Origin of the sequence: Clostridium chromiireducens (assembly GCF_003575225.1) — a bacterium.
GTDB classification, from domain to species: domain Bacteria; phylum Bacillota; class Clostridia; order Clostridiales; family Clostridiaceae; genus Clostridium; species Clostridium chromiireducens.
Genome location: NZ_QXDJ01000001.1, coordinates 582,811 through 608,239, shown reverse-complemented (window position 1 = coordinate 608,239; position 25,429 = coordinate 582,811). Strand labels below are relative to the sequence as shown.

Annotated in this window: 19 protein-coding genes; 16 read left to right on the top strand and 3 right to left on the bottom strand. The window is 31.0% G+C overall.

Going from position 1 to position 25,429, the window contains the following annotated elements; genetic code table 11:
• The first annotated feature begins 86 nt into the window (after nt 1–86).
• The 8 genes from D2A34_RS02525 (at nt 87) to D2A34_RS02490 (ending at nt 11,482) form a co-directional block, all read left to right on the top strand.
• A complete protein-coding gene (locus D2A34_RS02525; RefSeq protein ID WP_079440341.1) occupies nt 87–1,394 on the top strand; it encodes an ABC transporter substrate-binding protein in 1,308 nt (435 codons plus the stop codon).
• Nucleotides 1,395–1,627: 233 nt separating this feature from the next.
• The gene (locus tag D2A34_RS02520) at nt 1,628–2,512 is read left to right on the top strand and encodes a carbohydrate ABC transporter permease (RefSeq protein ID WP_079440340.1); all 885 of its coding nucleotides are present in this window, start codon (nt 1,628–1,630) and stop codon (nt 2,510–2,512) included.
• Entirely contained in the window at nt 2,512–3,339 is an 828-nt protein-coding gene (locus D2A34_RS02515; RefSeq protein ID WP_119365636.1) for a carbohydrate ABC transporter permease, read from the top strand. Before D2A34_RS02520 ends, D2A34_RS02515 begins: the two co-directional genes overlap by 1 nt.
• A 190-nt stretch (nt 3,340–3,529) precedes the next feature.
• On the top strand, nt 3,530–4,993 hold the full coding sequence (locus D2A34_RS02510; protein WP_119365635.1) for a glycoside hydrolase family 32 protein: 1,464 nt from the start codon (nt 3,530–3,532) through the stop codon (nt 4,991–4,993).
• A 37-nt stretch (nt 4,994–5,030) separates the two neighbouring features.
• Nucleotides 5,031–7,076: a methyl-accepting chemotaxis protein gene (locus D2A34_RS02505; RefSeq protein ID WP_119365634.1), complete on the top strand. Its 2,046-nt coding sequence runs from the start codon at nt 5,031–5,033 to the stop codon at nt 7,074–7,076.
• A gap of 149 nt (nt 7,077–7,225) precedes the next feature.
• The gene (gene gtfA / locus D2A34_RS02500) at nt 7,226–8,668 is read left to right on the top strand and encodes a sucrose phosphorylase (RefSeq protein WP_119365633.1); all 1,443 of its coding nucleotides are present in this window, start codon (nt 7,226–7,228) and stop codon (nt 8,666–8,668) included.
• A 47-nt stretch (nt 8,669–8,715) separates the two neighbouring features.
• Complete coding sequence (locus tag D2A34_RS02495) at nt 8,716–10,356, top strand: glycoside hydrolase family 13 protein (RefSeq protein WP_119365632.1); 1,641 nt, start codon at nt 8,716–8,718, stop codon at nt 10,354–10,356.
• 295 nt (nt 10,357–10,651) lie between these two features.
• Nucleotides 10,652–11,482, top strand: coding sequence for a methyl-accepting chemotaxis protein (locus D2A34_RS02490; RefSeq protein ID WP_119365631.1), 831 nt, complete (start codon nt 10,652–10,654; stop codon nt 11,480–11,482).
• Between the two features lie 105 nt (nt 11,483–11,587).
• On the opposite strand, the gene D2A34_RS02485 is transcribed toward D2A34_RS02490, so the two are convergent.
• Nucleotides 11,588–13,777 (bottom strand): alpha-galactosidase, encoded by a 2,190-nt coding sequence (locus D2A34_RS02485; protein ID WP_119365630.1) that lies wholly within the window; start codon nt 13,775–13,777, stop codon nt 11,588–11,590.
• 163 nt (nt 13,778–13,940) lie between these two features.
• Here D2A34_RS02485 and D2A34_RS02480 point away from each other — a divergent pair, with 163 nt between their 5' ends.
• From D2A34_RS02480 to cysK, 5 genes are all read left to right on the top strand, one after another.
• The gene (locus D2A34_RS02480; protein WP_119365629.1) at nt 13,941–14,774 is read left to right on the top strand and encodes an AraC family transcriptional regulator; all 834 of its coding nucleotides are present in this window, start codon (nt 13,941–13,943) and stop codon (nt 14,772–14,774) included.
• 184 nt (nt 14,775–14,958) lie between these two features.
• Complete coding sequence (locus D2A34_RS02475) at nt 14,959–16,509, top strand: alkaline phosphatase (protein ID WP_119365628.1); 1,551 nt, start codon at nt 14,959–14,961, stop codon at nt 16,507–16,509.
• A gap of 172 nt (nt 16,510–16,681) precedes the next feature.
• Nucleotides 16,682–17,848, top strand: a complete 1,167-nt coding sequence (locus D2A34_RS02470) for a YibE/F family protein (protein ID WP_119365627.1) — start codon at nt 16,682–16,684, stop codon at nt 17,846–17,848.
• A gap of 98 nt (nt 17,849–17,946) precedes the next feature.
• A complete protein-coding gene (locus tag D2A34_RS02465; protein ID WP_079440329.1) occupies nt 17,947–18,468 on the top strand; it encodes a nitroreductase family protein in 522 nt (173 codons plus the stop codon).
• 338 nt (nt 18,469–18,806) lie between these two features.
• Nucleotides 18,807–19,742, top strand: a complete 936-nt coding sequence (gene cysK, locus D2A34_RS02460) for a cysteine synthase A (RefSeq protein WP_079440328.1) — start codon at nt 18,807–18,809, stop codon at nt 19,740–19,742.
• A gap of 428 nt (nt 19,743–20,170) precedes the next feature.
• Here the strand turns inward: cysK and D2A34_RS02455 are convergent, their stop codons facing one another.
• The gene (locus D2A34_RS02455; protein ID WP_119365626.1) at nt 20,171–21,367 is read right to left on the bottom strand and encodes an IS110 family RNA-guided transposase; all 1,197 of its coding nucleotides are present in this window, start codon (nt 21,365–21,367) and stop codon (nt 20,171–20,173) included.
• A 428-nt stretch (nt 21,368–21,795) separates the two neighbouring features.
• Complete coding sequence (locus D2A34_RS02450) at nt 21,796–22,206, bottom strand: hemerythrin domain-containing protein (RefSeq protein WP_119365625.1); 411 nt, start codon at nt 22,204–22,206, stop codon at nt 21,796–21,798.
• Between the two features lie 227 nt (nt 22,207–22,433).
• Between D2A34_RS02450 and D2A34_RS02445 the strand changes: the two genes are divergently transcribed.
• The 3 genes from D2A34_RS02445 to D2A34_RS02435 all read left to right on the top strand — a co-directional run bounded on the left by D2A34_RS02445 (nt 22,434) and on the right by D2A34_RS02435 (nt 25,379).
• Nucleotides 22,434–23,747 (top strand): aspartate aminotransferase family protein, encoded by a 1,314-nt coding sequence (locus D2A34_RS02445; RefSeq protein ID WP_119365624.1) that lies wholly within the window; start codon nt 22,434–22,436, stop codon nt 23,745–23,747.
• A gap of 184 nt (nt 23,748–23,931) precedes the next feature.
• Complete coding sequence (locus D2A34_RS02440; protein ID WP_079440326.1) at nt 23,932–25,062, top strand: iron-containing alcohol dehydrogenase; 1,131 nt, start codon at nt 23,932–23,934, stop codon at nt 25,060–25,062.
• 38 nt (nt 25,063–25,100) lie between these two features.
• Nucleotides 25,101–25,379, top strand: coding sequence for a TIGR04076 family protein (locus D2A34_RS02435; protein ID WP_079440325.1), 279 nt, complete (start codon nt 25,101–25,103; stop codon nt 25,377–25,379).
• The last annotated feature ends 50 nt before the right edge of the window (nt 25,380–25,429 follow it).

Here is a 25,429-nt window from a genome sequence, read left to right as displayed (position 1 = left end):
GTTATTTATATATAATTTCAAATTAAAGGATTAAATCAAAGGATATTATAACTTTTGGTTAATCAATATTAAACGGGGGGAATATTATGAAAAAGTCAAAATTGGTATCTATTTTAACAACAGCAGTGTTAACAGTTTCTTTATTAGCTGGTTGTGGTTCCAGTGGTGGAAGTTCAACTGGTGATAAAGGTTCATCAGGAAAAAATGTTAAAATAACGTTTCTTAACACAAAAGGGGAGATTGCAACTCAACTAGAAGATGCAACAAAATCTTTTACAAAAGAAAATCCTAATATCACAGTAGATATTGTTCAAGCTGGTGCTGGAGAATCACCATTCCAAAAGGTGTCTTCAATGTATGCAGCTGGAAATGCACCATCTTTAAGTATGCTTGACCCTAATGACATTCCTAAGTTTGCAGATAAATTTGCAGATCTTTCATCAGAAAAATGGGCTAAAGATGCATCAGAAGGAGCTTTAGATGCAGCTAAAATAGATGGAAAGCAAGTGGGATTCCCATTATCTATTGAAGGATTTGGATTAATATATAACAAAACAGTATTAGATAAAGCTGGAGTAGATCCAACTACTATCAAAACTACTAAGGATTTAGAAGCAGCATTCCAAAAAATACAAGGTATTGGAGTGTCACCAATGGTTCTTTCACCAATGGATTGGTCATTAGGAGCACATTTCTTACCAATAGCATATTTAGATCAATCAAAAGAAGCTGGAGCAGCAGATAAATTTGTACAAGATATAAAGGCTGGAAAAGTTGATTTAAGCAGTAATGCTGTATTTAACGGAGTAATGACAACTTTTGATGTTTTAAAAGCAAATAATATAGATAAATCAGCTCCACTGGCTGGAACTTATGAAAAAGCACCTGAATATTTAGGTACCGGTAAGGCAGCTTTCTGGTTTATGGGTAACTGGGCATGGCCACAAATTAAAGAATTTGACCAAGCTAATGGGCAATATGGATTTATACCAGTTCCAGTAAGTAACAACGCAGATGATTATGGTAATTCACAAATATACGCAGGACCAGCTAAATTTATTGGTGTAGATACTAAAAACAATGATGCTGATCAACAAGCAGCAGCAAAGAAATTTTTAGAATGGTTAGTATACAGCGATAATGGACAAGATTTCTTGGTTAATAAAGCTAGTTTAATTCCAGCCTTCTCAAATGTTAAATTAGAAATAGCTGATCCTCTTGGAAAATCTATCAAGAAATACGTGGAAAGCAAAAAAGTTATAGCTCCTATGACAACATTACCTGGAGATCATTGGGCACAAGTTGGAGGTTCAATGCAAAAATATCTTGATGGTAAGAGTGATAAAGCAGCTTTAGCTACTGATATTCAAAATTACTGGAAGAACGTTAAATAATAATATAAAAGAAATAAGTGAAACTTGATTCAGGTGGAGTTTGATCTCTATCTGAATCTTAGTTGAACTTATACCCTCAAGGGGCACCTAGTCCAGGAACGTGCAGCCGTTATATCCAGATTAAATGGAGTGTTACGGATGCATGCTATTGGATAAAATAACGGATAGGCGTGTTTACGAATATCCGTTATTCAATATAAGGATATAAAATTTCCATAGGAGGAGTAGTGAATATGAGAAACGAAAAAGGGTTTCTTGGTAAATTAAAAACTTATCTCGTATATGCAGGACCAGGTACTTTCGCATTTTTTACAGTTATGATTGTTCCATTTATATATGGTATTTATTTAACTTTCACAAATTGGAATGGTGTATCAGATGCTCATGATTTTATTGGATTTCAAAATTATACAGAAGTATTTAAAGATGGAGTGTTTTGGAACTCGTTGTGGTTAACTTTTAAGTATGCAATTGCAGCTGTAATACTTATGAATATAATAGCGTTTTTACTTGCATATGCATTAACAAGTGGCATGAAAGGTCAAAATTTTTATAGAGCAGGATTCTTTACACCTAATCTTATTGGTGGGATAATTCTTGGATTCATTTGGCAGTTTTTATTTTCAAATATATTAGTTTATATAGGTAATAATTTTAATATTCCGATTTTTTCTAGTTCGTGGCTTGCAGATCCGACTAAAGCACTTTGGACTTTAATAATTGTAACTGTTTGGCAATATTCAGGATATTTAATGATTATATATGTAGCTGGTTTTATGAATGTTCCGAGTGATATTTTAGAAGCAGCAAGTATAGATGGGGCTAATGGTTTTAGAAAACTCATAAGTATAACACTTCCTATGATGATTCCATCTTTCACAGTTTGTTTGTTTTTGAGCTTGCAAAGAAGTTTTATGGTTTACGATGTAAATCTTTCACTTACTAAGGGTGGACCTTATCAGGCTACTGAAATGATATCAATGCATGTTTATAATAAGGCGTTTTTATCACAACAATATGGCGTTGGACAAGCGGAGGCCTTCGTTTTGTTTTTAATAGTCGCAGCAATATCATTATTCCAAGTTTATACAACTAAGAAGATGGAGGTAGAAGCATAATGAAAAATAAGAAATTAATAGCCAATATTATAAAATATATAGTTATATCAGGACTTCTACTTTTATATATAGTGCCATTTGTTTTTGTATTAATAAATTCCTTTAAAGCTAGAAAAGATGTAATTTCTAATCCATTAGCTCTACCAAGTACTTTTAAATTTTCTAATTATGCCGATGCTTTTGAAAAGATGAACTATGGTCATGCGTTTATTAATACACTAATTATAACTGCTTTAAGTGTGCTTATAATAATTATATTTTCTTCAATGACTGCTTATATATTAGTGAGAAAGGATTGGAAGTTCAATAAATTTATATTTTTTGCAATGGTTTTATCTATGATTATACCATTTCAAGGAATAATGATACCTTTAGTATCAATTTATGGATCAATGGGGATGCTCAATACTAAATGGGCACTTATTTATATGTATCTAGGCTTTGGAATGTCTCTAGCAGTATTTATGTATCATGGATTTATTAAAAGCATACCAGTGGAATTGGAAGAAGCTGCTATGATAGATGGGGCCACAAGATTTCAAACCTTTTGGCAAATTGTATTTCCTATTATGAAACCTATAACTATGACAATAACTACTTTAGATGTGTTATGGATATGGAATGATTTCTTACTACCATCATTAATATTAATAGCGCCAAATGAAAGAACACTACAATTATCAACATATGCTTTCAATGGTACTTATACTACAGATTACGGATTATCAATGTCAGCATTGATGTTATCAATACTTCCAGTATTAATAATTTACTTGTTCTTACAAAAGAGCATTATAGGAGGAGTTTTACAAGGGTCTATAAAATAAAGTGAAACTTTTCAGTTGGAGTTTTCTAGGTGCCCCTTGAGGGTAAACTACAGATGAATTTAGTTGAACTTATCCCCTAAAGGGGTAACTAGTCGAGGGTTGTGCTAATGTTATCTACAACTTAAAGAAGTTGGAGCGCTACAGTGGCTAGACATCAGATAAAAATGTGTGTTTTGCGGGAGATTAAAAAATGTATAACAGTAAAAAAAGAGAGGCAGACCGATATATCAAGAACAATAAATATAAAATAAATAATCAATATAGACTTAACTATCATTTGATGGGTGAATATGGATGGATTAATGATCCTAATGGCTTCATTCAATATAAGGATAATTATCATTTGTTTTATCAACATAATCCATACGAAGCAGTTTGGGGGCCTATGCACTGGGGACATGCAGTAAGTAAGGACTTAATAAAGTGGGATTACCTGCCCATAGCTTTAGCACCTGATGAGGATTTTGATAGAAATGGGTGTTTTTCAGGAAGCGCAATAGAAAAGGATGAAAAACTATATCTTACTTATACTGGGCATGTAAGTACTGGAACAAATGAAAAAGAGGAGTATAGGCAAGTTCAGTGTTTAGCGTATTCAGAAGATGGAATTGATTTTGCGAAATATAAATGTAATCCAGTAATAGACACAAATCAAGTTCCTAATAACTCATCATCAAAAGATATTCGAGATCCTAAAACATATAAAGTGGGAGATTCCTATTATACTTTTCTAGGTTCTAATGATAAATGTGAAAATGGACAAGTTTTGATGTACAAATCAAACGACTTAATAAATTGGGAATTTGTTAATGTTGTAGCTAAAAGTCGTGGAGAGCTAGGTGAGAACTGGGAGTGTCCAGATTTATTTTCGCTGCAAGACAAAGATGTTCTTATCGTATCACCACAATATTTTAAAGTCTCAAGTAATGATTTTACAAATATATATTCATGTGTCTATATGGTTGGTAGTTTAGACTATAATTTAGGAGAATTTAAATATGACAATTTTTTCCCACTCGATTATGGATTCAACTTTTATGCACCTCAAACAACGATGGATAGCAAAGGTAGAAGAATCATGATTGGTTGGATGACTATGTGGGAAAAAGAATATCCGACATACAGTAAGGGTCATAACTGGGCTGGAGCTATGACGATTCCAAGGGAAGTGATTCTAAAAGATAGTAGGCTATATTTTAAACCAGTTGAAGAGATTGAGAAGTATAGAATCAATGAAGTTGTTTTAAAGGATATTGAGATAAATAAAGAAGAAAAACTTGATATTAATGGCGATAGTTATGAACTTGAAATAAGTTATGATGCTAAGGAAGCCGATGAATTTGGTTTAAAGTTAAGAGTAAATGACTATGAAGAAACAGTTTTGTCATATATAAAAAAAGATAAACAATTTATATTTAATATTGATAATTCTGGTGTTGGACAAAAGGGTCAAAGAAGAACAGAAGTTGATTTAATTAATAACAAGTTAAAACTTCGTATATTTGTTGATAAATGTTCAGTAGAAGTATTCATTAATGACGGAGAAAAAGTAATGACGGGTCTTATATATCCAAGTGAAGATGCTATAGGGATTAAAGCATTTTCAAAGGGGAAATCAAATATAGAAATTCTGAAAAAATGGGATATAAAATGAGTTACTGATTTACATTGTAAAAAGGAGATGAATAAATATGGAAAAATTCATGAGGCTCCTTAATAAAAGAGAAAAAACAAGATTTAAAATATCAGCAACTATAAAAGCTAAATTAATGGTTACCTTTTTGGCAATAGCAATATTGCCAATACTTATAGTTGGAAGTTTTTCATATATTGTGGCTGAAAATGCAGTAGAAAAGAAAGTAGCTAATTTTTCGGAACAATTATTAAGTCAGATCAGTATGAATGTTACATCGTTTTCCAATGAATATGTTAATAAGACGACCTTAGTTATAACAAATTCAAGCTTAGCTGATTTAATGAAGGATATAAGTAAAAATAGTTATTCCTATGAAAGTATGCAGAAAAGCAAAGAAGCTGAAGGAATACTTAAGTCTATAGTAAACTCTGATAAAAGTATTTCAACTTTCTGTATCCTTCAGCAGGATGGAAAAATATTAGGAATAATGGATTCTCATTCTCAGAACTATATTAAAAATAAATTGAAAGATTCTCAATTATATAATGAGATAAGAGAAAATGAAGATAAAATATATTGGATTACAGGAGTTAATGATAACACAGAAATATTCTTAATCAGAGAATACAGGGACACAATCAGAAAAAGTGATAATGGTATATTAATAATGTCCATAAAAGTGAATGCTTTTAAAGATCTTTTTGAAAAAATGAACTTGAATGAAAATAATCATGTTCAAATAGTAGATGAAAATAAAAATATTATTTTTAATACTGATGACAAAGATGCTAATAGTAGCACTTTAAGTAATATTATAGAGGATGTATATAAAAAAGATTCGTATGGGAACTTTATAGAAGATAATAACTTAATTACATTTAGCTCTTGTAATAATGGGTGGAAGATCATATCTGAAGTTCCTATGAATTCGCTTGTCAATGATATTAGGTTATCTGGATTATTTACATTAATAATAGGAGTAATATGTGGAATTATAGCAATAGTGATTGGTTTATATATAGAACGCAGCATAATTAAGCCACTCAACAGCATAATGAAGTTAATGAAAAAAGCAGAAGATGGAGATTTAACAGTAATATTAGATTATAAAAAACTTGATGAAATAGGAAATTTAAGTAGTAGTTTTAATATAATGATTCAAAAAATAAAAGAACTCATGGGGGAAGTAAGCCAGGTATCTAATAAGGTTTTAAAAAATGTTGAAGAAGTAGCTGAAATTTCAATGGAATCAGCCGAAGCAACAAAACAAATATCTATGGCAATTGGAGAAATAGCAACAGGTTCTACAGAACAAGCAAAAAGTTCTAGTGAAGCAATAGATCAAATAAGAATTTTAGCTCAAAAAATAGACACAGTTATGGAAAATACAAGAAGGGTTAAAGATATTTCAAATGAAACAAAAGAAATTGGAAATTCATCTATTGTAGTAGTTAGAGAATTGAATGAAAGAACGAGACAATCAGTATCAATGGTACAAGAAATAAATGAAGACATATATGATTTAAATAATAATTCTAAGGAAATAGAAAAAATAATTGAAGTTATAAAATCAATTAGTGAACAGACAAGCCTTTTGTCATTAAATGCTTCTATTGAAGCAGCAAGAGTCGGTGAAGTAGGTAAAGGTTTTGCTGTAGTTGCAAATGAAATAAAAAAATTATCAGATCGATCAAAAGAAGCAACTATGATGATAGCTAATATTATTAATAACATTCAAAATAAGACTAAAAATACTGTTAATTTAGTTAAACAAGCAAATATGATATTTAATGAACAAGAAAAATCTGTAAGGAATACAGATTATGCTTTTAGAAATATTGTGGAATCCACAGAAAAAATATCATTACAGGTAGAAAATGTTACGCTCGTAATGAATGATATATATAGTTTTAAAGAAAAAACAATTGAAACTGTAGAGAATATATCTGTTCTTGCTGAGGAATCATCTGCAGCAACACAAGAAGTTTTAGCTTCAGTTGAAGAAGAAAATTTATCAGTTCAAGAATTAGCTTCTTTATCCAGTGAATTACATGAAGCTGTCCAAAATCTTAATAAATCTATTAATATGTTTAAAATGTAATGTTTAAAGATAATTTATATATTTATTTGATGTCTAGCCACTGCAACTGTAATATTTTTAGAAGGTTATAATTGTGTAAATTAAAGAGTAAGTTGATTAAGTTATGTAACTCTAATAGGAAAATTTATATGTAAGAAGGAGAAATAGAAATGGATAAAATAAAAAATGAAATAATGCTTATAACTTATGCAGATAGTTTAGGAAACAATCTAAAGGATTTAAAAGAGGTAATAGATGAATATTATTCTGGTGCCATCGGAGGGGTTCATATACTTCCTTTCTTTCCATCATCAGGGGATCGAGGCTTTGCTCCTATGAGATATTATGTAGTGGATGAAGCTTTTGGAACTATGGAGGATGTTAAAGAAATAAGTAAGGACAGCTATTTAATGTATGATTTTATGGTAAATCATATTTCAAGACAATCTGAGTTCTTTAAAGATTTTCAAGAAAAGAAAGATGAGTCAAAGTACAAAGATTTCTTTATAAGATATAAAGATTTTTGGGAAAATGGAGAACCAACTGATGAGCAAGTAGATGCTATTTATAAAAGAAAACCAAGAGCACCTTATTATGAAGTTGAGTTCAAAGATGGAAGCACAGAAAAAGTTTGGTGTACTTTTGCAGAAGAACAAATTGATTTAAACATGGATTCAAAAGTTGCAAGAGATTTTATTAAAGATACATTAGTATCAATGTGTGAAAATGGAGCATCAATAATTCGTTTAGATGCCTTTGCGTATGCTATAAAAAAAGCAGGGACAAGCTGCTTCTTCATAGAACCAGAAATGTGGGAACTGCTTTATGAAATTCAAGATATAGTTAAGGAATATGGCGTAGATATATTACCAGAAATTCATGAGCACTATACAATACAACATAAGATTGCAGAAAAAGGATTTTGGATTTATGATTTTGCATTACCGGTCTTAGTATTACATGCATTATATTCAGGTAAAGGTGAAAATTTAAAAAGATGGATTGATATGAGTCCAATGAAGCAATTTACTACTTTAGATACACATGATGGCATTGGTATTGTTGATGTAAAAGACTTAATGACTGATGAAGAAATTGATGAAACAAAAGAAGCTATGTTTACAAAAGGTGCGAATGTTAAGAAGATATACAATACAGCAGCTTATAACAATTTAGATATATACCAAGTAAACTGTACTTATTATTCAGCTCTTGGAAATAACGATAAGGCTTATTTGTTAGCACGTGCAATCCAATTCTTTGCACCAGGTATACCTCAAGTTTATTATGTGGGAATGCTTGCAGGTGAAAATGATATTGAATTAATGGAATCAACTAAGAATGGCAGAGATATTAATCGTCATTATTATTCAAAAGAGGAAATTAAAGAAAACTTTGAAAATAGAAAAATAGTAAATGATATTAAAGATTTAATGAAGTTCCGCAACAGTGATCCAGCCTTTGGACTAGAAGGGGAATGTATTACAGAAGTTAAAGGTAGTGAAATAACAATAACTAGAAAGTGTGGCGAATGCACTGCAGTATTAAAAGCTGATTTAAAAACTCATGATTTTACTATTGAATCACAATCTAAAAAATATGTATTTAGCTAAAACCAGATGATTATGCAGATATTATGAAATATAAGGGGAGAATAACTATGAGGGAAGAATGGTGGAAAGAGAGTGTAGTTTATCAAGTATATCCAAGAAGTTTTAAGGATTCAAACGGAGATGGGATTGGGGATTTAAGAGGAATTATTGAAAAGTTAGATTACTTAAAGGAGTTGGGGATAGATGTAATATGGCTATCTCCAGTATATAAATCACCAAATGACGATAATGGATATGATATAAGTAATTATGAAGATATAATGGATGACTTTGGCACAATGGAAGATATGGATGAGCTTATCATGGAAGGAAACAATAGAGGAATAAAAATTCTGATGGATTTAGTTGTTAATCATACTTCTGATGAGCATAACTGGTTCATTGAGGCTAAAAAGTCAAAGGATAACCCATATAGGGATTATTATATATGGAGAGATCCTGTAAATGGATCAGTCCCCAATGATTTGACTTCTGCATTTGGTGGCAGTGCATGGGAATATGATCAAGAGTCTGGGCAATATTACTTACACTTTTTTAGTAAAAAGCAGCCAGATTTAAATTGGGAAAACGAAGAAGTGCGTAATAGAGTTTATGATATGATGAATTTCTGGATAAATAAAGGTGTTGGCGGGTTCAGAATGGACGTAATTGATCTTATAGGAAAGATTCCTGATAAAAAGATAAAAGAAAATGGCCCAAAGCTTCATGAATATATTAAAGAAATGAATAAGAAAACCTTTTGGAATAAGGATTTGTTAACGGTTGGAGAAACTTGGGGATGCACTTCAGAAATAGCTAAACAATATTCAAATCCAGATGGCAGTGAGCTTAGTATGATATTTCAATTCGATCACATCTTATTAGATCAACAGCCAGGTAAAGAAAAGTGGGATTTGAAACCATTAGAATTACTAGACTTAAAGAAAGCATTATCAAGATGGCAAATTGAATTAGATGATGCAGGATGGAACAGTTTATTTTGGAATAATCATGACTTACCAAGAATAGTTTCAAGGTGGGGAAATGATGAAGAATACAGAGTAGAAAGTGCAAAAATGTTAGCTACATTACTTCATGGAATGAAGGGGACTCCATATATATATCAAGGCGAAGAGCTTGGTATGACGAATGTAAGCTTTGAAAATCTTAAAGATTACAAAGATATAGAATCACTTAATATGTACAAAGAAAGAAAAGAAAAGGGCTATAGTCATGAAGAAATAATGGAGTCTATTTATACAAAGGGAAGAGATAATGCACGTACTCCAATGCAGTGGAATGATAGTGAAAATGCAGGTTTCACAAGTGGAGAACCATGGATGAAGGTAAATCCTAATTACAAAGAAATAAATGCAGAATTACAACTAGATGATGAAAACTCTATATTTAATTTTTATAAGAAACTAATTAAAATTAGAAAAGAAAATCCAGTTGCTGTGTATGGAAAATATGATTTGATATTAGATGATAACAAAGAAATATTTGCATATACAAGGACTTTAAAAAACGAACAGTTACTAATTATATGTAACTTTGCAGCAAGAAAAACAGAATTTAAATGTGAAGAGATAATTAAGTTTAAGCATAAAGAACTTTTATTATCAAACTATGAGATCAATGAAAATGAATCAATAAATAACATAGAACTTAGACCATATGAGTGTAGATTTTATAAGCTTTTAATGTAAAACTTATAAGTAAAAATATTTATAATTAAACACTAACAAATTTATAAGGCTGTTAAAATTTAAATAAAATATCCTAGAATACTAACAAATATTTTAGGATATTTTTATTACGTCCTGAAGAATGCTCCACGTCCTTTAGGAGTTTATGCATAAATTTCTGGTAATATATACCTAAACTTGTTTGGACAAGTTATGTATTTAAATTTAAAAGAAAATGAAATATAATTATAAAAGCGTTTAATATTTCAATGGAATATATAATCATAGCTTATAAGTAGTAGAGGTGGAGTTAAAAGTGTTAAAAAATAATTTTGGAAATGATGAATTAAATAGTATTTACAATTCTATTAAATATATAGAAGCTTTCTTTGATAATGATATAGAAATTATGTTAACTGATAGAGAAAAGGTATTATATTATAAAGGGAGTAATGAGATAGATTTTAAAATAAAAGAAGGAGATGTTGCTGGAGATTTTGTGAAAAATGCTATGAAGAAAGGAAAACCAGTGGTTGAAGTGATTCCAAAAGAATTCTTAGGAGTGGCCTTTAAATCATATATGATTCCAATCAAAGACGATACTGATGGTATTATAGGTTCAATTGCAATAGGAAAAAGCTTAACTAAGAAAAATTCAGTAACTGATATTACAGATAATTTAATTCAGTCAGTGTCACAAATATCAACAGGAATAAACGATATTTCAGCCAGCTTTCAGGAGTTAGCAAGCATGAATTCAGAAATATTGATTAAAACAAATATTGCTAACGAAATGGCTTCTAACACTGATGAGATTGTTGGATTCATAAAAGGTATTTCTTCCCAAACAAATCTTTTGGGATTAAATGCAGCTATAGAGGCAGCAAGAGCAGGAGAACATGGGAAAGGGTTTAATGTTGTTGCAAAGGAAATTAGAAAATTATCTAATGAATCTCATAAATCTATAGGAACAATAGAAATGGTTATAAAAGATATATCAGATGCAATAAAAAAGATAAATGAGAAAGTATCGGATGTTGATAGTGTATCAGATAAACAATTAACAGCATTAGAAAAAATAACAGAGTCAATTGAAAACTTAAATTCCACTGCAAAGCTATTAGGGAAATTATCAGAAGAATTATAATGTATTTATATTAATAAAAATTGAGCCATCACTGCATGTTTTTGATGCAAGCTTGTGACAAGCAATGATGGATCAACTTTTTATGAAGAAATGCCAGCAATTATTTTAAATTGCTTTTAATACCCAAGTAATACTTTGATAATCACCGTATAAATCAGGAATAGTTATACCGCCATACATTAGTTCATCTCCGCCAAACACTCCATCTATATCAGAGATTGAATAATTTTTATCTGGATCTAATCCTCTTAAGCATAATCTTCTTATTGGCTCATTAGGAATTGCAAGAACTCTAAAATATGTTGCAAACGCTTCAGTTTTATCTTCAGATACAATTATCCAAGATGCTTCATTACTGTTAAATGGATTAAGCAGTCTATACATATCTCCAAATTGAATAAGTTCACGTAATTCCTTATATTCTTCTACTTGCTTTTTAACAGTTTCTTTTTCTTCTTTAGTAAACTTAGTAAGATCAAGTTCATATCCAAAGTTACCTGACATGGCAACATCGCCTCTCATTTTTAGAGAAGTGTTTCTGTGAACTTGATGATTTGGAACAGCCGATACATGTGATCCCATAGTACTTATAGGATAAACTAGACTTGTTCCATATTGAATTTTTAATCTTTCTACAGCATCGGTATCATCACTTGTCCAGATTTGAGGCATATAGTATAAAATGCCTGCATCAAATCTGCCGCCACCGCCAGAACAGCCTTCAAATAATATGTTTGGAAAATCTGTTGTAAGTTTCTCGTATATTTTGTACAATCCTAACATATATCTATGAGCAGTTTCTCTTTGTCTTTCTGGAGGAAGACATGGTGAACCTATTTCAGTCATATTTCTATTCATATCCCATTTTACATAACTAATATTAACAGTGCTCAAAATATTTGATAAGGAATTTATAATATAATCACATACCTCATCTCTCGAAAGATCTAATATTAATTGGTGTCTTCCTTGAGTTCGAGATCTATCAGGAACATGCAGGCACCAATCAGGATGTTTTCTATATAAGTCACTATCAGGGGATACCATTTCAGGTTCAAACCACAAACCGAATTGTAAACCTAAATTATTTATACGACTAGCCAAATATTCTAATCCATTAGGAAGTTTCTTTTTATCAACTCCCCAATCGCCTAACGAACAATTATCATTATCCCTTTTTCCAAACCAGCCGTCATCAAGAACAAAAAGTTCAATTCCAAGTTCTTGTGCAGCTTTTCCGATATCTTCAATTTTTTCAGCATTGAAATCAAAGTAAGTTGCTTCCCAGTTATTCACAAGAATAGGTCTTGTTTTATCTCTATATGCTCCCCTACATAGTCTTTTTCTGTATAGTTTATGGTAAGTTCTTGACATTTCACCTAAACCTTTTGAAGAATAAACCATTACAACTTCAGGTGTTTGAAAGCTTTCATTTGGACTAAGCAACCAAGAAAAATCAAATGGATTTATACCCATTGAAACTCTCGTGGTATTATATTGGTCAACTTCTGCTTGCGCTAAGAAATTACCACTATAGACTAGATTAAAACCATATACATCACCATATTCTTCATTTGCATCTTTGCTAAGCAGCGCAATAAATGGATTTTGATTATGACTGCTTGATCCACGTCTACTTTCCACAGATTGAGTCCCAATTATTAAAGGTGTTCTTTCAATATGTCTTTCTCTTGCCCAAGAACCATGAAGGTGTAGAAAATCATAATCAGAGTTGTTAAAATCTATACTCATACTTAGAACTCTTAGTAATTTTAAATTTTCACTACCGCAGTTTATAAAACGTACATTTCTTGTTACAGCATCATAATTTTCATAAGCTGTGTAAGATAAAATAACCTTCAATCCAATTAAAGAATCAAATAATGTTATTTCTAAAGTTTGGGCTTCAGCCTCATCTTCAACATAAGTTGCTGGAAGACCTTTTAATTCTGGTTTTCCATTTATGATTTTGTGTGACTCATATCTAAGATCAGTTATAGTTGACCCGTTTTCAAGCCGAATTGAATAAGCTGGAGTACGAAAATCACTAGTTCCATAAGAAGGGTATTCTTGTGGAAGGCTATCAAGGGAAAGCTTTAAGTCGCTAGGATTAGGGTTTGGAGAGAAGGAGCATCTTTCTTTTAGTGGTAATAAATTATTACAATTAAAATTTCTAAGCTTTCTTCCAAAGTAAAGATGTGATAGATATCCGTCTTCTTGAACCTTAAGTATATAGCTAGTATTTTTAGTTGTTAGGTGAAAGGATTTTGCATTGTTATCATATATAATACTCATATTAATTCCTCCGGTTTAATAACAAATTTAATATTTGAAAAAGGTTTTCATCTAACTATAAGTATAGAGTTATTAGAAGAAAATGAAATGGAATAATCTAAGATTGTTATGGTATAATCTAAGAAATTAATTTCAGTGGTTAAAGAAAGTGGAGGGGATTTTAATGAATGAAGATATAAATATGACTGTACTTCCAACAGAAAATAGAGATGGACTTGATCTGGTAGTATACCAATACGGTATGGAAAAATGTAAGTCAGCGCATTCATTTGGGCCTGCAGTTAGGGATCACTATTTAATACATTTTATTATTAGTGGAAGTGGTGTATTTTATGTCAATGGAAAATCCTATAGTATAAAAGAAAATCAAGGATTTCTGATTTGTCCTGATGTTATTACATATTATGAAGCTGATGATGAAAAGCCCTGGACGTATGCATGGGTTGGATTTAAGGGCATAAAGGCTGAAAGCTATTTGAAATTAGCTGATCTTAGCCAAGAGAATCCCATTTTTATATGTGAGAACGGAGAATTTGCAAAGAAATGTTTTGAAGATATGATAAAAGCAACAGAACTTAAATACGCAAGAGAAATTAGACTTCAAGGACTACTAGAAGTATTTTTATCAGAACTCATTGAGGAAGCGGGAAAACATATTGATATAAGTAGTAATTACAAAGAATTATATATAAAAAAGAGTCTGCAGTTCGTTGAGACAAATTATTCAAGAAAATTCAGCATAGCTGAAATGGCTGATAACATAGGGCTTAACAAAAATTATTTTAGTTCCATTTTTAAAGAAAATATAGGAGTAACGCCTCAGCAGTATGTAATAAATTTTAGAATAAATAAAGCTTGTGAACTCATGAATAATTATTCATTAACCATAAGTGATATTTCTCGTTCAGTTGGATATGATGATACTTTGGGATTTTCTAAAATATTTAAAAAGGAAAAAGGAGTATCTCCTATAAATTATAGAAAAAAATCTAATTAACCAGTATTTAACACTTTATTTACATTAATTTACCCAATGGTAAAACTCTGTTAACTAAGAGCTAATATACTTAATTTGGTAATTAAAATGTAAATAAACATGAAGTTGATTAAAGATTGCTCTTCTGTTTATAAAAATGTCTATAAGTTTAAGCAGTTATAAATAAATTTAAGGGGTGTAATTAATGAACAAGACGGTGAAAAGAATATTAGGTTCAATGTTAGCATTAGCAATAGTATTAGGTACAGGTTATACAGTAAATAGCCAAATAAAACCTCAAGAAGTAAAAGCAGCATCAAGTTCAAGTTGGAATGGTAAAACTCCAAAGTATATTTTTATGTTTATTGGAGATGGTATGAGTTTCCCACAAATACAGGCCGCGCAATATTATAAAGGTGTTCAGGCTCATGGCGCAATAGATGTAAAGAAAGGTAATTATCCAAATCCAGAAAAGTTGTCATTTATGAATTTCCCAGTAGCAGGAACAGTAACTACTTATGATTCAACATCAGTTTGTCCAGATTCAGCTTCAACAGCAACGTCACTTTCAACTGGTAAGAAAACATTAAGCAGTGTTATTAACATGGATGAAACGAAAACAAAGACCTATGAAACTATAACTGAAAAATTGAAAAAGCAGCTAGGATATAAAATTGGTATAGTATCATCAGTAAATATAGATCATGCAACTCCGGGGGCATATTATGCACATGTTCCATCAAGAGGAGATTATTACAATATGGGACTTCAACTTGTAGATTCAAACTTTGATTTTTTTGCAGGTGGAAAGTTCTTATCAGATGATTCAAAGGAAGTAAAAGAACAAGGGAAGACTAAAGTAGGGGAATTGGCTAAGGCAAAGGGGTATAAAGTAGTTAATACTAAAGCAGATATAGAAGCTTTAAAAAATGGTGAGAAAGCAATAGCTGTTTGTCCTGATGATGAAGTTGAGAAAGAAAGTGGAGCATTAAAATATAGTATAGATAGAACTGGAGATGAACTTTCACTTGCAGATTATACTAAAAAAGCTATAGATGTACTTAATAATGATAAAGGGTTTTTTATGATGGTTGAAGGAGGAAAGATTGACTGGGCTGGTCATGCTAATGATGCGGGATCAAATATTAATGATACACAAGCTTTTAGTGATTCAGTACAACAAGCAATTAATTTCTACAATGCGCATCCAGATGAAACCTTAATTTTAGTAACTGGAGACCATGAAACCGGTGGACTTACAATTGGATTTGCAGGAACTAATTACGATACTTATTTACAAAACTTATCAAATCAAAAAGAATCATATACTTCATTTGATAGAAAGATTGCAGAATACAGAGAAAAGAAGACCTCTTTTGATGATGCAATGAAAGACGTTGAAAAAAGCTTTGGGCTTAAAAGAGCAGGTTCAAGTGGAGAGTCAACAAAAGGTGGAATGGTATTAACTCAAGCAGAAGAAGCGAGAATAAAAGCTGCATATGACAAGAGCATGCTTCCAAAGGAAAGCAGAAAGCTAGATGAAAATGAAAATGTGCTATATGGAACATATGAACCATTTTCAGTAACATTAACTCACATATTAAATAATAAATCAGGAATTTCGTTTAGTTCATATTCACATACAGGTTTACCAGTAGCTATGATGGCAAAAGGATTAGGACAAGATTTGTTTAGTGGATATTATGACAATACAAATGTATTTGATAAGCTTAAAGCAATAACAAAAATACAATAATTTGTTATACGAATATAAGGGAATTGAGTAAATGAGGGTTTTTAAAGCTATAAACAGGGTATCACAGAGAATTGTATAATATGAGAAACATGGGTTGTATAGAGGATAAGCATTTAGTATGGCTTATTCTCTATATGTTGTTTATTTACATAAATATAAAGAGGAGGATTAAATGTTTAAGGATTTTAATAGACAAAATACGATTCCAATAATAATAACTTTAATAGGAATAATTTTTCTTTTGTTATTACCAAATCAATTTCCTGAAAATAAATATGAAAATACAGAAAGAGTAGCGGCAAAGGTTTTAAGTACTGATGAGAGTTTTATTAAAGAGACTGGTCTTATAAAAGTAGGGGAGCAGTTGTGTGATATAGAAATTCTTGAAGGGAAATTTAAAGGAAAGACTACTAGAGGAACTAATAGACTAGATGGATCCCTTGAACAAGACAAAATATTTCAAGCAGGAGATAAGATATTAGTTACCCTTGACTATACAGGTGATGAAATTAGAGTGGCTACACTTGTAGATCACTATAGACTTAACTATGAAATTTTGCTTGCTGCAATTTTTATAGTTGTACTTGTTGGATTTGCAGGAATAGTTGGAATAAAATCAATTCTATCATTTATATTCACAATTTTAGCAATCTGGAAAGTGCTGATTCCATCATTTTTGATGGGATATAATCCAGTAATAGTAGGGGGAATAACTACTACTATATTAATAATTACTATAATAGGATTAGTCTATGGAATAGATAAAAAATCTTTAGCTGCAATAATTGGGTCATTATCTGGAGCTTTTGTTACTTGCTTTATGGCACTATTTTTTGTGAGCAAATTCAAGATTCATGGTGCAGTAATGTCATATTCAGAATCTCTTTTGTATTCAGGATATGAGAATCTAAATCTTACACAAATATTTATAGCTAGTATATTTATAGCATCATGCGGGGCAGTTATGGATGTAGCAGTAGATATCACATCAGCAGTGGCTGAAGTAATAGAAAAAAAGCCTGATATTACAAGACTTGAAGCTATTAAATCTGGAGTTAATGTTGGAAGATCAATTATGGGAACAATGATGACAACACTTTTACTTGCATATTCAGGTGGATTTATTGGATTACTTATGGTATTTATGGCCCAAGGGACACCTATAATTAACATACTAAATTTAAAATACGTATCTTCTGAAATACTTCATACCTTAATAGGAAGCTTTGGTCTTGTAACGGTAGCTCCATTTACCGCAATAGCAAGCGGGATTTTATTAACTACAAAGATTGATGAGTGTGAAATTGTTGAGAGTACCGCAGAGGTTATAGAGAGTTAAATGATATCTAATAAAAACAGACATATTTTCAAACTGGAAGTAACGGAAAATAAATAGTATTATATTATTAGTATCAAATATATTAGGAGGATGTTATCATGAATGAGATTTTGCAGAACATAGTATCAAGAAGAAGTGTAAGAGACTTTAAAGAAGAACAAATAAAAGATGAAGAATTGAGGCTAATATTAGAAGCTGGAACATATGCACCAAGTGGTATGAATAAACAAAGCTGGCAATTCACTGTTGTTCAAAATAAGGAGAAAATAGAATTGCTTGCAAAGGTGATTAGGGAAGCTTTAGGAAGAGATGCAGGATATAATTTTTATGCACCTCCAACTTTAATTATGTTATCCAATGATAAGGATAATACAAATGGACTTGCAGATTGTGCGTGCGCTCTAGAAAATATATTTTTAATGGCAAATTCCTTAGGAATAGGGTCATGCTGGATTAACCAATTAAAGACTATTTGTGACAAAGAAGAAGTAAGAGAAGTGTTAACAGGCTTCGATATCCCAGAAAATCATATTGTTTGGGGAATGGCAGCAATCGGATATCCTAATAGTGCACCTAAGATTCATGAAAGAAAAGAGGGAGTTATCAAATTCATTAAATAAGTATAGAAATAAACAGGTATCGAAAATTGAACGATATCTGTTTATTTTTTCATAAGTAAAGCAACAATAATTAATTTATGAATAATTTCGTTTTGAATTGAAAAATATAAATTTAAATGCGATAGGATTTTGTATATTACTAAGACTAGATAATGTGGATAATAGCATTAGAAAGATACATAAAAATATTTAAATTAAGTCTGTAAAAGAAAATTAAAAATTAAACAAAAGTTTTTTAGAAATATACAAAAAAGTGTTGACTATATAGTAATAGAAGAATATACTAATAACATAGTAAACAGATAAGAATTATAAGAGAAGGTTGAGGAGTGGTTACAATGTCAAAGATATATAAGAATTTAGCAGAATTAGTAGGTAGAACACCATTATTAGAGGTAGCAAACTATAGCGAAGGAAAAGATTTAAAAGCTACGGTATTAGCTAAATTAGAATATTTTAATCCAGCTGGAAGCGTTAAAGATAGAATTGCAAAAGCTATGATTGAAGATGCAGAAGCAAGAGGAGAATTAAAGCCTGGATCAGTAATAATCGAACCAACTAGTGGTAATACAGGAATAGGTATTGCATCTATTGGAACTGCAAAAGGATATAAGGTTATAATTGTTATGCCAGAAACAATGAGTGTAGAAAGACGTAGTCTTATAAAAGCTTATGGAGCTGAAATAGTTTTAACTGAAGGTGCTAAAGGAATGAAGGGAGCAATAGCTAAAGCAACTGAATTAGCTGAAGAAACTCCAAATTCATTTATACCTGGACAATTTGTTAACCCTGCTAATCCAGAAGTACACAGAAGTACAACTGGGCCTGAAATTTGGGAAGATACAGAAGGAAAAGTAGATATATTTGTAGCTGGTGTTGGTACTGGTGGAACTGTTACAGGAGTTGGAGAATACCTAAAATCTAAAAATCCAGACGTTAAAATTGTTGCAGTAGAACCAGCGGATTCTCCAGTATTATCAGAAGGTAAAGCAGGCCCACATAAAATACAAGGAATTGGTGCGGGATTTGTGCCAGACGTTTTAAATACAAAAGTTTATGATGAAATCATAAAGATTAAAACTGAAGAAGCATTCGGAGCAGCTAGAGAATTATCTAAAACAGAAGGATTACTTGTAGGTATTTCATCAGGAGCAGCAGCATACGCAGCAACAGAACTAGCAAAACGCCCAGAAAATGCAGGAAAAACAATAGTAGCACTATTACCAGACACAGGTGAACGTTACTTATCAACTGCATTATTTGAAGATAAATAAAAATATTGAAATAAAAATTATGAACTCGACTCACATAATTAAATTGTGAGCCGAGTTCTTTTTATGCTCAATATAAAGTAAAATTAATAAATTCAAGTATCAGTTAGTCCATAAGAGTGAATAGATTATCTCTAAATTAGAGAAGGTGGAATGTTACGGTTGTTACAGATCTGATAAAATAATATCTACTTAATTAATATCGTTCAAGGTTTAATTGGGTGGTTATAGATAAACGAAACATGAATAGGAATCAAATTTTATCATAATAGAAAGAGAGTGTACTCTTTTACGCAGTGTTTCATTGAGAAACCTGCTAATGAAAGTCAATACTTTTTATAGCAGGTTTTTTAATTATTTTTTATATTTTATTGCATACTAATTAGACCAGCTATTTTTCTGGTCCAAGCTTCCGATTATTAAATTAGATTCTATTTATATACTTCTTTTATTCTAGCATAATATATTCTTAAAAATTTATTTAATCCAGCAATTTTTGCTACTTTTGAAGCTTTTCCTTCCGCCTCTTTTTTTAGTATAAATAAATATACTGAATTACTCTCAGGTTTATTAATTTTTAAATATTTCATTATTTCAAATCCAGTTTTTCTTAATGTAGCAGAACCTCTCTTAGATATTCTCCTTCGCGTTCCGTTAAATTGCCCTGATTGATATGGTGGCGCATCAATGCCTGCATATGCTATTAAAGCTTTTCCGCTATGAAATCTTCTGATATCGCCTATTTCTGCTATTAGTCTTGGTGCAATAATGTCACCTACTCCACCCATTTCACGAACAACAGCATACTCCTTTAGAGACTTTGCTAATTCTTGCATTTGTGATAAAATCAATGCAAGAGTTTTATCTACTTCACGAAGAACTCTAACAGCTTCCAATACTAACATTTTGGTCGATGGGGCATTGGAAGATAGAGTAGGGATTCCTTGTTGAGCCAAGTCATATATCTTTATGGCTTTCGCTTCGCTTTGTTGGTATCCCTTCTTTTTTGCCCAATTTTTATAACTATTAATAAACTGTTCCTTACTTTTTACTGCAATGTTATCATAGTGCCAGTATTCTTCAACGAAATCATTTAATTTATCTTTTTCGGGTTTATCAGATCGATTTTGTAGCATTTTTTTAATTCCTGGCATTGTATGGTCAAGCATTGAAGTTAATGATAATTTACTTTCTACCCTGAGTTTTATGTAGTGACTGTATTGTCTTCCAAGAAGACGTAGTTCATTATAAACATCTTCACTTGATTCATAGTTAACTAAATGAAACCAGTTATCTATTCCATAGCTAGCAATCTTTATAGCATCTAACTTATCTGTTTTTCCTTTTCTAAGAACTATACTTGCATATTTTTTCATTACTAGTGGATTAATAATAGTTACAAAAATACCATGCTCTTTAAGAAAACTAAGTACTGGCAAATGATAAGTTCCTGTCGCTTCCATTACGACTCTTACTTCTTCATTAAAACATTTTATCAATGATGTTAATTCCAATAGATGATTTTCTGTATGAGTAACCTCATATGGAGATTTAACAATCTCGCCGCATGGTTTCAATATACATACTGTACTTTTTTCTTTTGATACATCAATTCCTACACTTATCATAAGTGACCTCCAGATATATTTTTTTCGTAATTGTACCCATCTACACTTATTAGAATTCATTTTGGTTAGTTACACGAAAGCCTCTAAGGTTTCAACCTGCTTAATCGAATTTTTATAATAAAGGATGGCTGACAGTTTCTCAAACGGATGTTATTAATCCAAAATAGCTGTCGTCAGACCAATTACTCCCTTAATTATAAATAAAATAAGTGCAAATACTAACCTTATTTCTTGGGTAGTATTTACACTATATACAGTACCAATATAGCTGTAGGTATTTCTTCAGTAAAAGTTGTTCCATTCTTGCTTGTCCTGAGCTTTGCCTCAGGAGCAAGCGGGAATGGCGACAACTTTTACTGTTAGAAATACACAGCTGTATTCTCCAGAAACCGAGTAACAGAGTACACTCTCTTTCTGTTGGTTATGAGTTATTTAATCATTATATATAACCCGTTTTCTTCTTTAGTAATCCTTGATTCTATTGATTTTAAAATTTTCTTTGTTTCAAGGACAAATTTATCAATTCCTTCAGATAAAATTTTACTTTTAGTATTAAAACCGTTTTTATAATCTGTAAATATTTCTGAAATATCACCCATCTCATTGATATATGAGTTAGCTAGATTTTTAAGTTTATCATCACTACTACTAAGTAACCTAGGGTATAGAAATTTATCTTCTGAGCCTAAATGAATTTTCAATTTACCAGCAAGCTTATTTATATGACTAGTTATATCTAAAAGATTTGACTCAATATTATTCTTATATATTAAATCAGTTATATATTCAATTTCTTCAAAAATACCTTTATGTTCTCTCATTAAATTATCTATATTCATAATTAACACCTCATTCATATATATCTTGATTATAGTATAAAAGTTATCAAACTAGATGTATGTAACAATAGTTACAATAAATGCTTAATTAAACAAATATAATTATTTGTGCATTTAGCAGGAATTATAATTTCCTAATATACACTATGCACCAAATTATTGTGAAAAGCGCTCATATTATTTACTTTATTAGTATGATACTATTTATATAAAAAAGGGGGATATTTATGAAGAAGTTAGAAACAAAAAAATCAAAGGATTTATTTGAAGAAACTAAGAAATACTTAGTAGATGGTGTTGCTAGTTCATTTCAAAAATCTAAGTATGAAGAATATCCTATTTGCTTGGAACGAGGAAAAGGATCAAAGGTATATGATGTAGATGGAAATGAATATATTGACTATATTGGTGCTTTTGGACCTGCACTTTTGGGGTATAGTCCTAATGTTATAAATAAGGCGGTTAGTGAACAGCTAGAAAAAGGTTCACATTTTGCAGCAACTACTCTTGATTTGTGCAGGCTGTCAAAAAAACTTACAGAAATTATACCATGTGCAGAGAAAGTATCGTTTCAAAGCTCAGGAACAGAAGCTAATATGCATGCCTTTAGAATTGCAAGAGCATATACAGGAAAGAATAAAATTATTAAATTTGAGGGACAATATCACGGGTGGTCTGATGAGGAAAAAGTAACAATAGATGCAGATTACATAAATGAACTTGGACCAAGGGAAAATCCAAAAAAAATTCTACATTCTAAAGGTCAAAGAGGAGAAGCAGTTGATGACATAATAATTCTACCATGGAATGACCTAGAAATATTGGAGGAGGTACTTAAAAGTAATTCTTCTGAAATTGCAGCAATAATTACAGAACCGATTATGTGTGATTCAGGTCCTATTTTACCTAAGAAAGGATATTTACAGGGAATTAGAGAATTATCAAAAAAATATAATGTTGTGTTAATTTTCGATGAGGTGATAACTGGCTTTAGAGTAGCTCTTGGTGGTGCACAAGAATATTATAGGATCACTCCAGACATTGCAGTATTTGCAAAAGCAGTAGCTTCAGGTTATCCATTATCAGTGGTTGCAGGGACAAAAGAAATCATGGAGTCTGGTGTACATGCATCAGGTACATTTAATGCTAATCCAATATCAGTAGCTGCAGCTCTGGCTACAATAGAAACCTTGGAGAATAATGAAATTTATGATAGGTTCGATATATTGGGAAGAAAATTCACTGAAGGTTTAAGAGAATTAGGTGAAAAATATAATGTTAAATTATTTTCTGATAGTATAAGATCGATATGTATGCTGATATTTGGAATGAATTCTTCACCTAAGGACTTTAGAGATTACATTGAAAATGCAGATATAGAACTATATGAGAAATTTGTAAACAAAGCTAAAGAATATGGAGTTAGATTTACATCAAGAAGAGGTAGAATTTATCTCTCAACAGAACATAACGAAGATGATATTATAAGAACTTTAAAGGTTGTTGAACAAGTCTTCTCTGAATTGTTCATAGTGCACTAAATTATTGTTTGATTCAATCATAGAATATATTTTTTTGATATGATACTATAGTTTTGACAAAGATGTCTTTATTATCAATAAAGGCATTTTTTTATTCTCATTATTAATTTTGGGAGTAAAGAAATGATGAGTAAAAAATCATATAATTTTTAATTGATATTTAACTAATAAGGAGGAATTAATAATGATATTTAATTATAATTTACCAATAAATCTGTTGTTCGGAAGAGGAAGAAGCAATGAAATAGGATCTGAAGTGGCTAAGTATGGAAAGAAAGCACTCATTGTAACTGGAAGAGGCAGTACAAAAAAAAGCGGATTACTTGATAAGACCATAAACTTATTAACCGAAGCAAAAGTCGAGTACGAAGTTTTTGATAAAGTCGAACAAAATCCACTTACAACAACGGTATATGAAGGTGTTGATATTATAAAAGAAACAGGATGTGATGTGGTTCTAGGACTTGGCGGTGGAAGTATTATGGATGCAGCTAAGAGTATAGCATTTTCAGCCAAAAATCCTGGAGATATATCAGAATATATCTTTGGAATAAAACAAGGAGGTGAGGCACTACCTATAGTTTTAGTTCCAACAACATGTGGAACAGGAAGTGAGGGAAACTGTTTCTCAGTTCTTACTAATCCTGAAACTAAAGATAAGAAATCTCTTAGGACCAATGTGATTATTGCAAAGGCGTCAATTATTGATCCAGAGCTTATGACTACAATGCCTAAAAGTATACTTGCATCTGTTGGGTTTGATGCATTAGCTCATAATATGGAAGCTTACGTATCTAAAATAGGACAACCATTAACGAGTATGCAATCTTTTTATGGAATAAAATTATTATCGGAGAATTTAATTAAAGTGTACAATGATCCAACAAATTTAGAGGCATGGGAAAATGTATCTTTAGCAAGTACCTTAGGGGGAATGGTAATAGGGGTAGCAGGAGTGACAGCACCACATGGTCTTGAGCATCCAGCAAGTGGACTTCATGATATTGTTCACGGAAAAGGTCTTGCAGCACTTACACCAATAATTGTTGAAGAATCTTGGCAAAGCGATATAGAAAAGTATAGTGATATCTCAAAATTATTAGGAGGTACTGATGCAAAGGATTGTGCAGATGCTATAAGAAGTTTCCTAGAAAAAATAGATTTAAAAGTAACTTTAGGTGAACTTGGTGTTAAGGAAAATGACATTAATTGGATGGCGGAAAATTGTATGAAGGTATCAAAACCAAGCATAGCAAATCATCCGAAGGAGTTTACTTTAGAAGAAATTAAAGATATTTATTACAAATCTTTATAAACATAAGATAGCCCAATTTATATAAGGGGTGGTTGAGCATGAGTGAATTTAGAGAATACAAGGTAAAAATAGTTGTAAAAAGCTCAAAATGTCATTTATATGAAGCAGGAGATGAAATATATTTAGATGGAGCTGTACTTAATAAAGAAAAATCAGCAAATGTATGTTTAACAGCAATAAGTGCTTTTTATCCATTTATATATGCAGCTAGAAAACGGGTGACAGCTGAGCAAATGGGATTTAATGAGTTGACATTTCAATGTCCAGATTGTCCGGAAACAGTGGAGTTTACTATAGTACAATATGAAGATGAATAATGTAGTTAGGTAGATTTTAATAAAATTAATCCACATATTAATAGAATAAT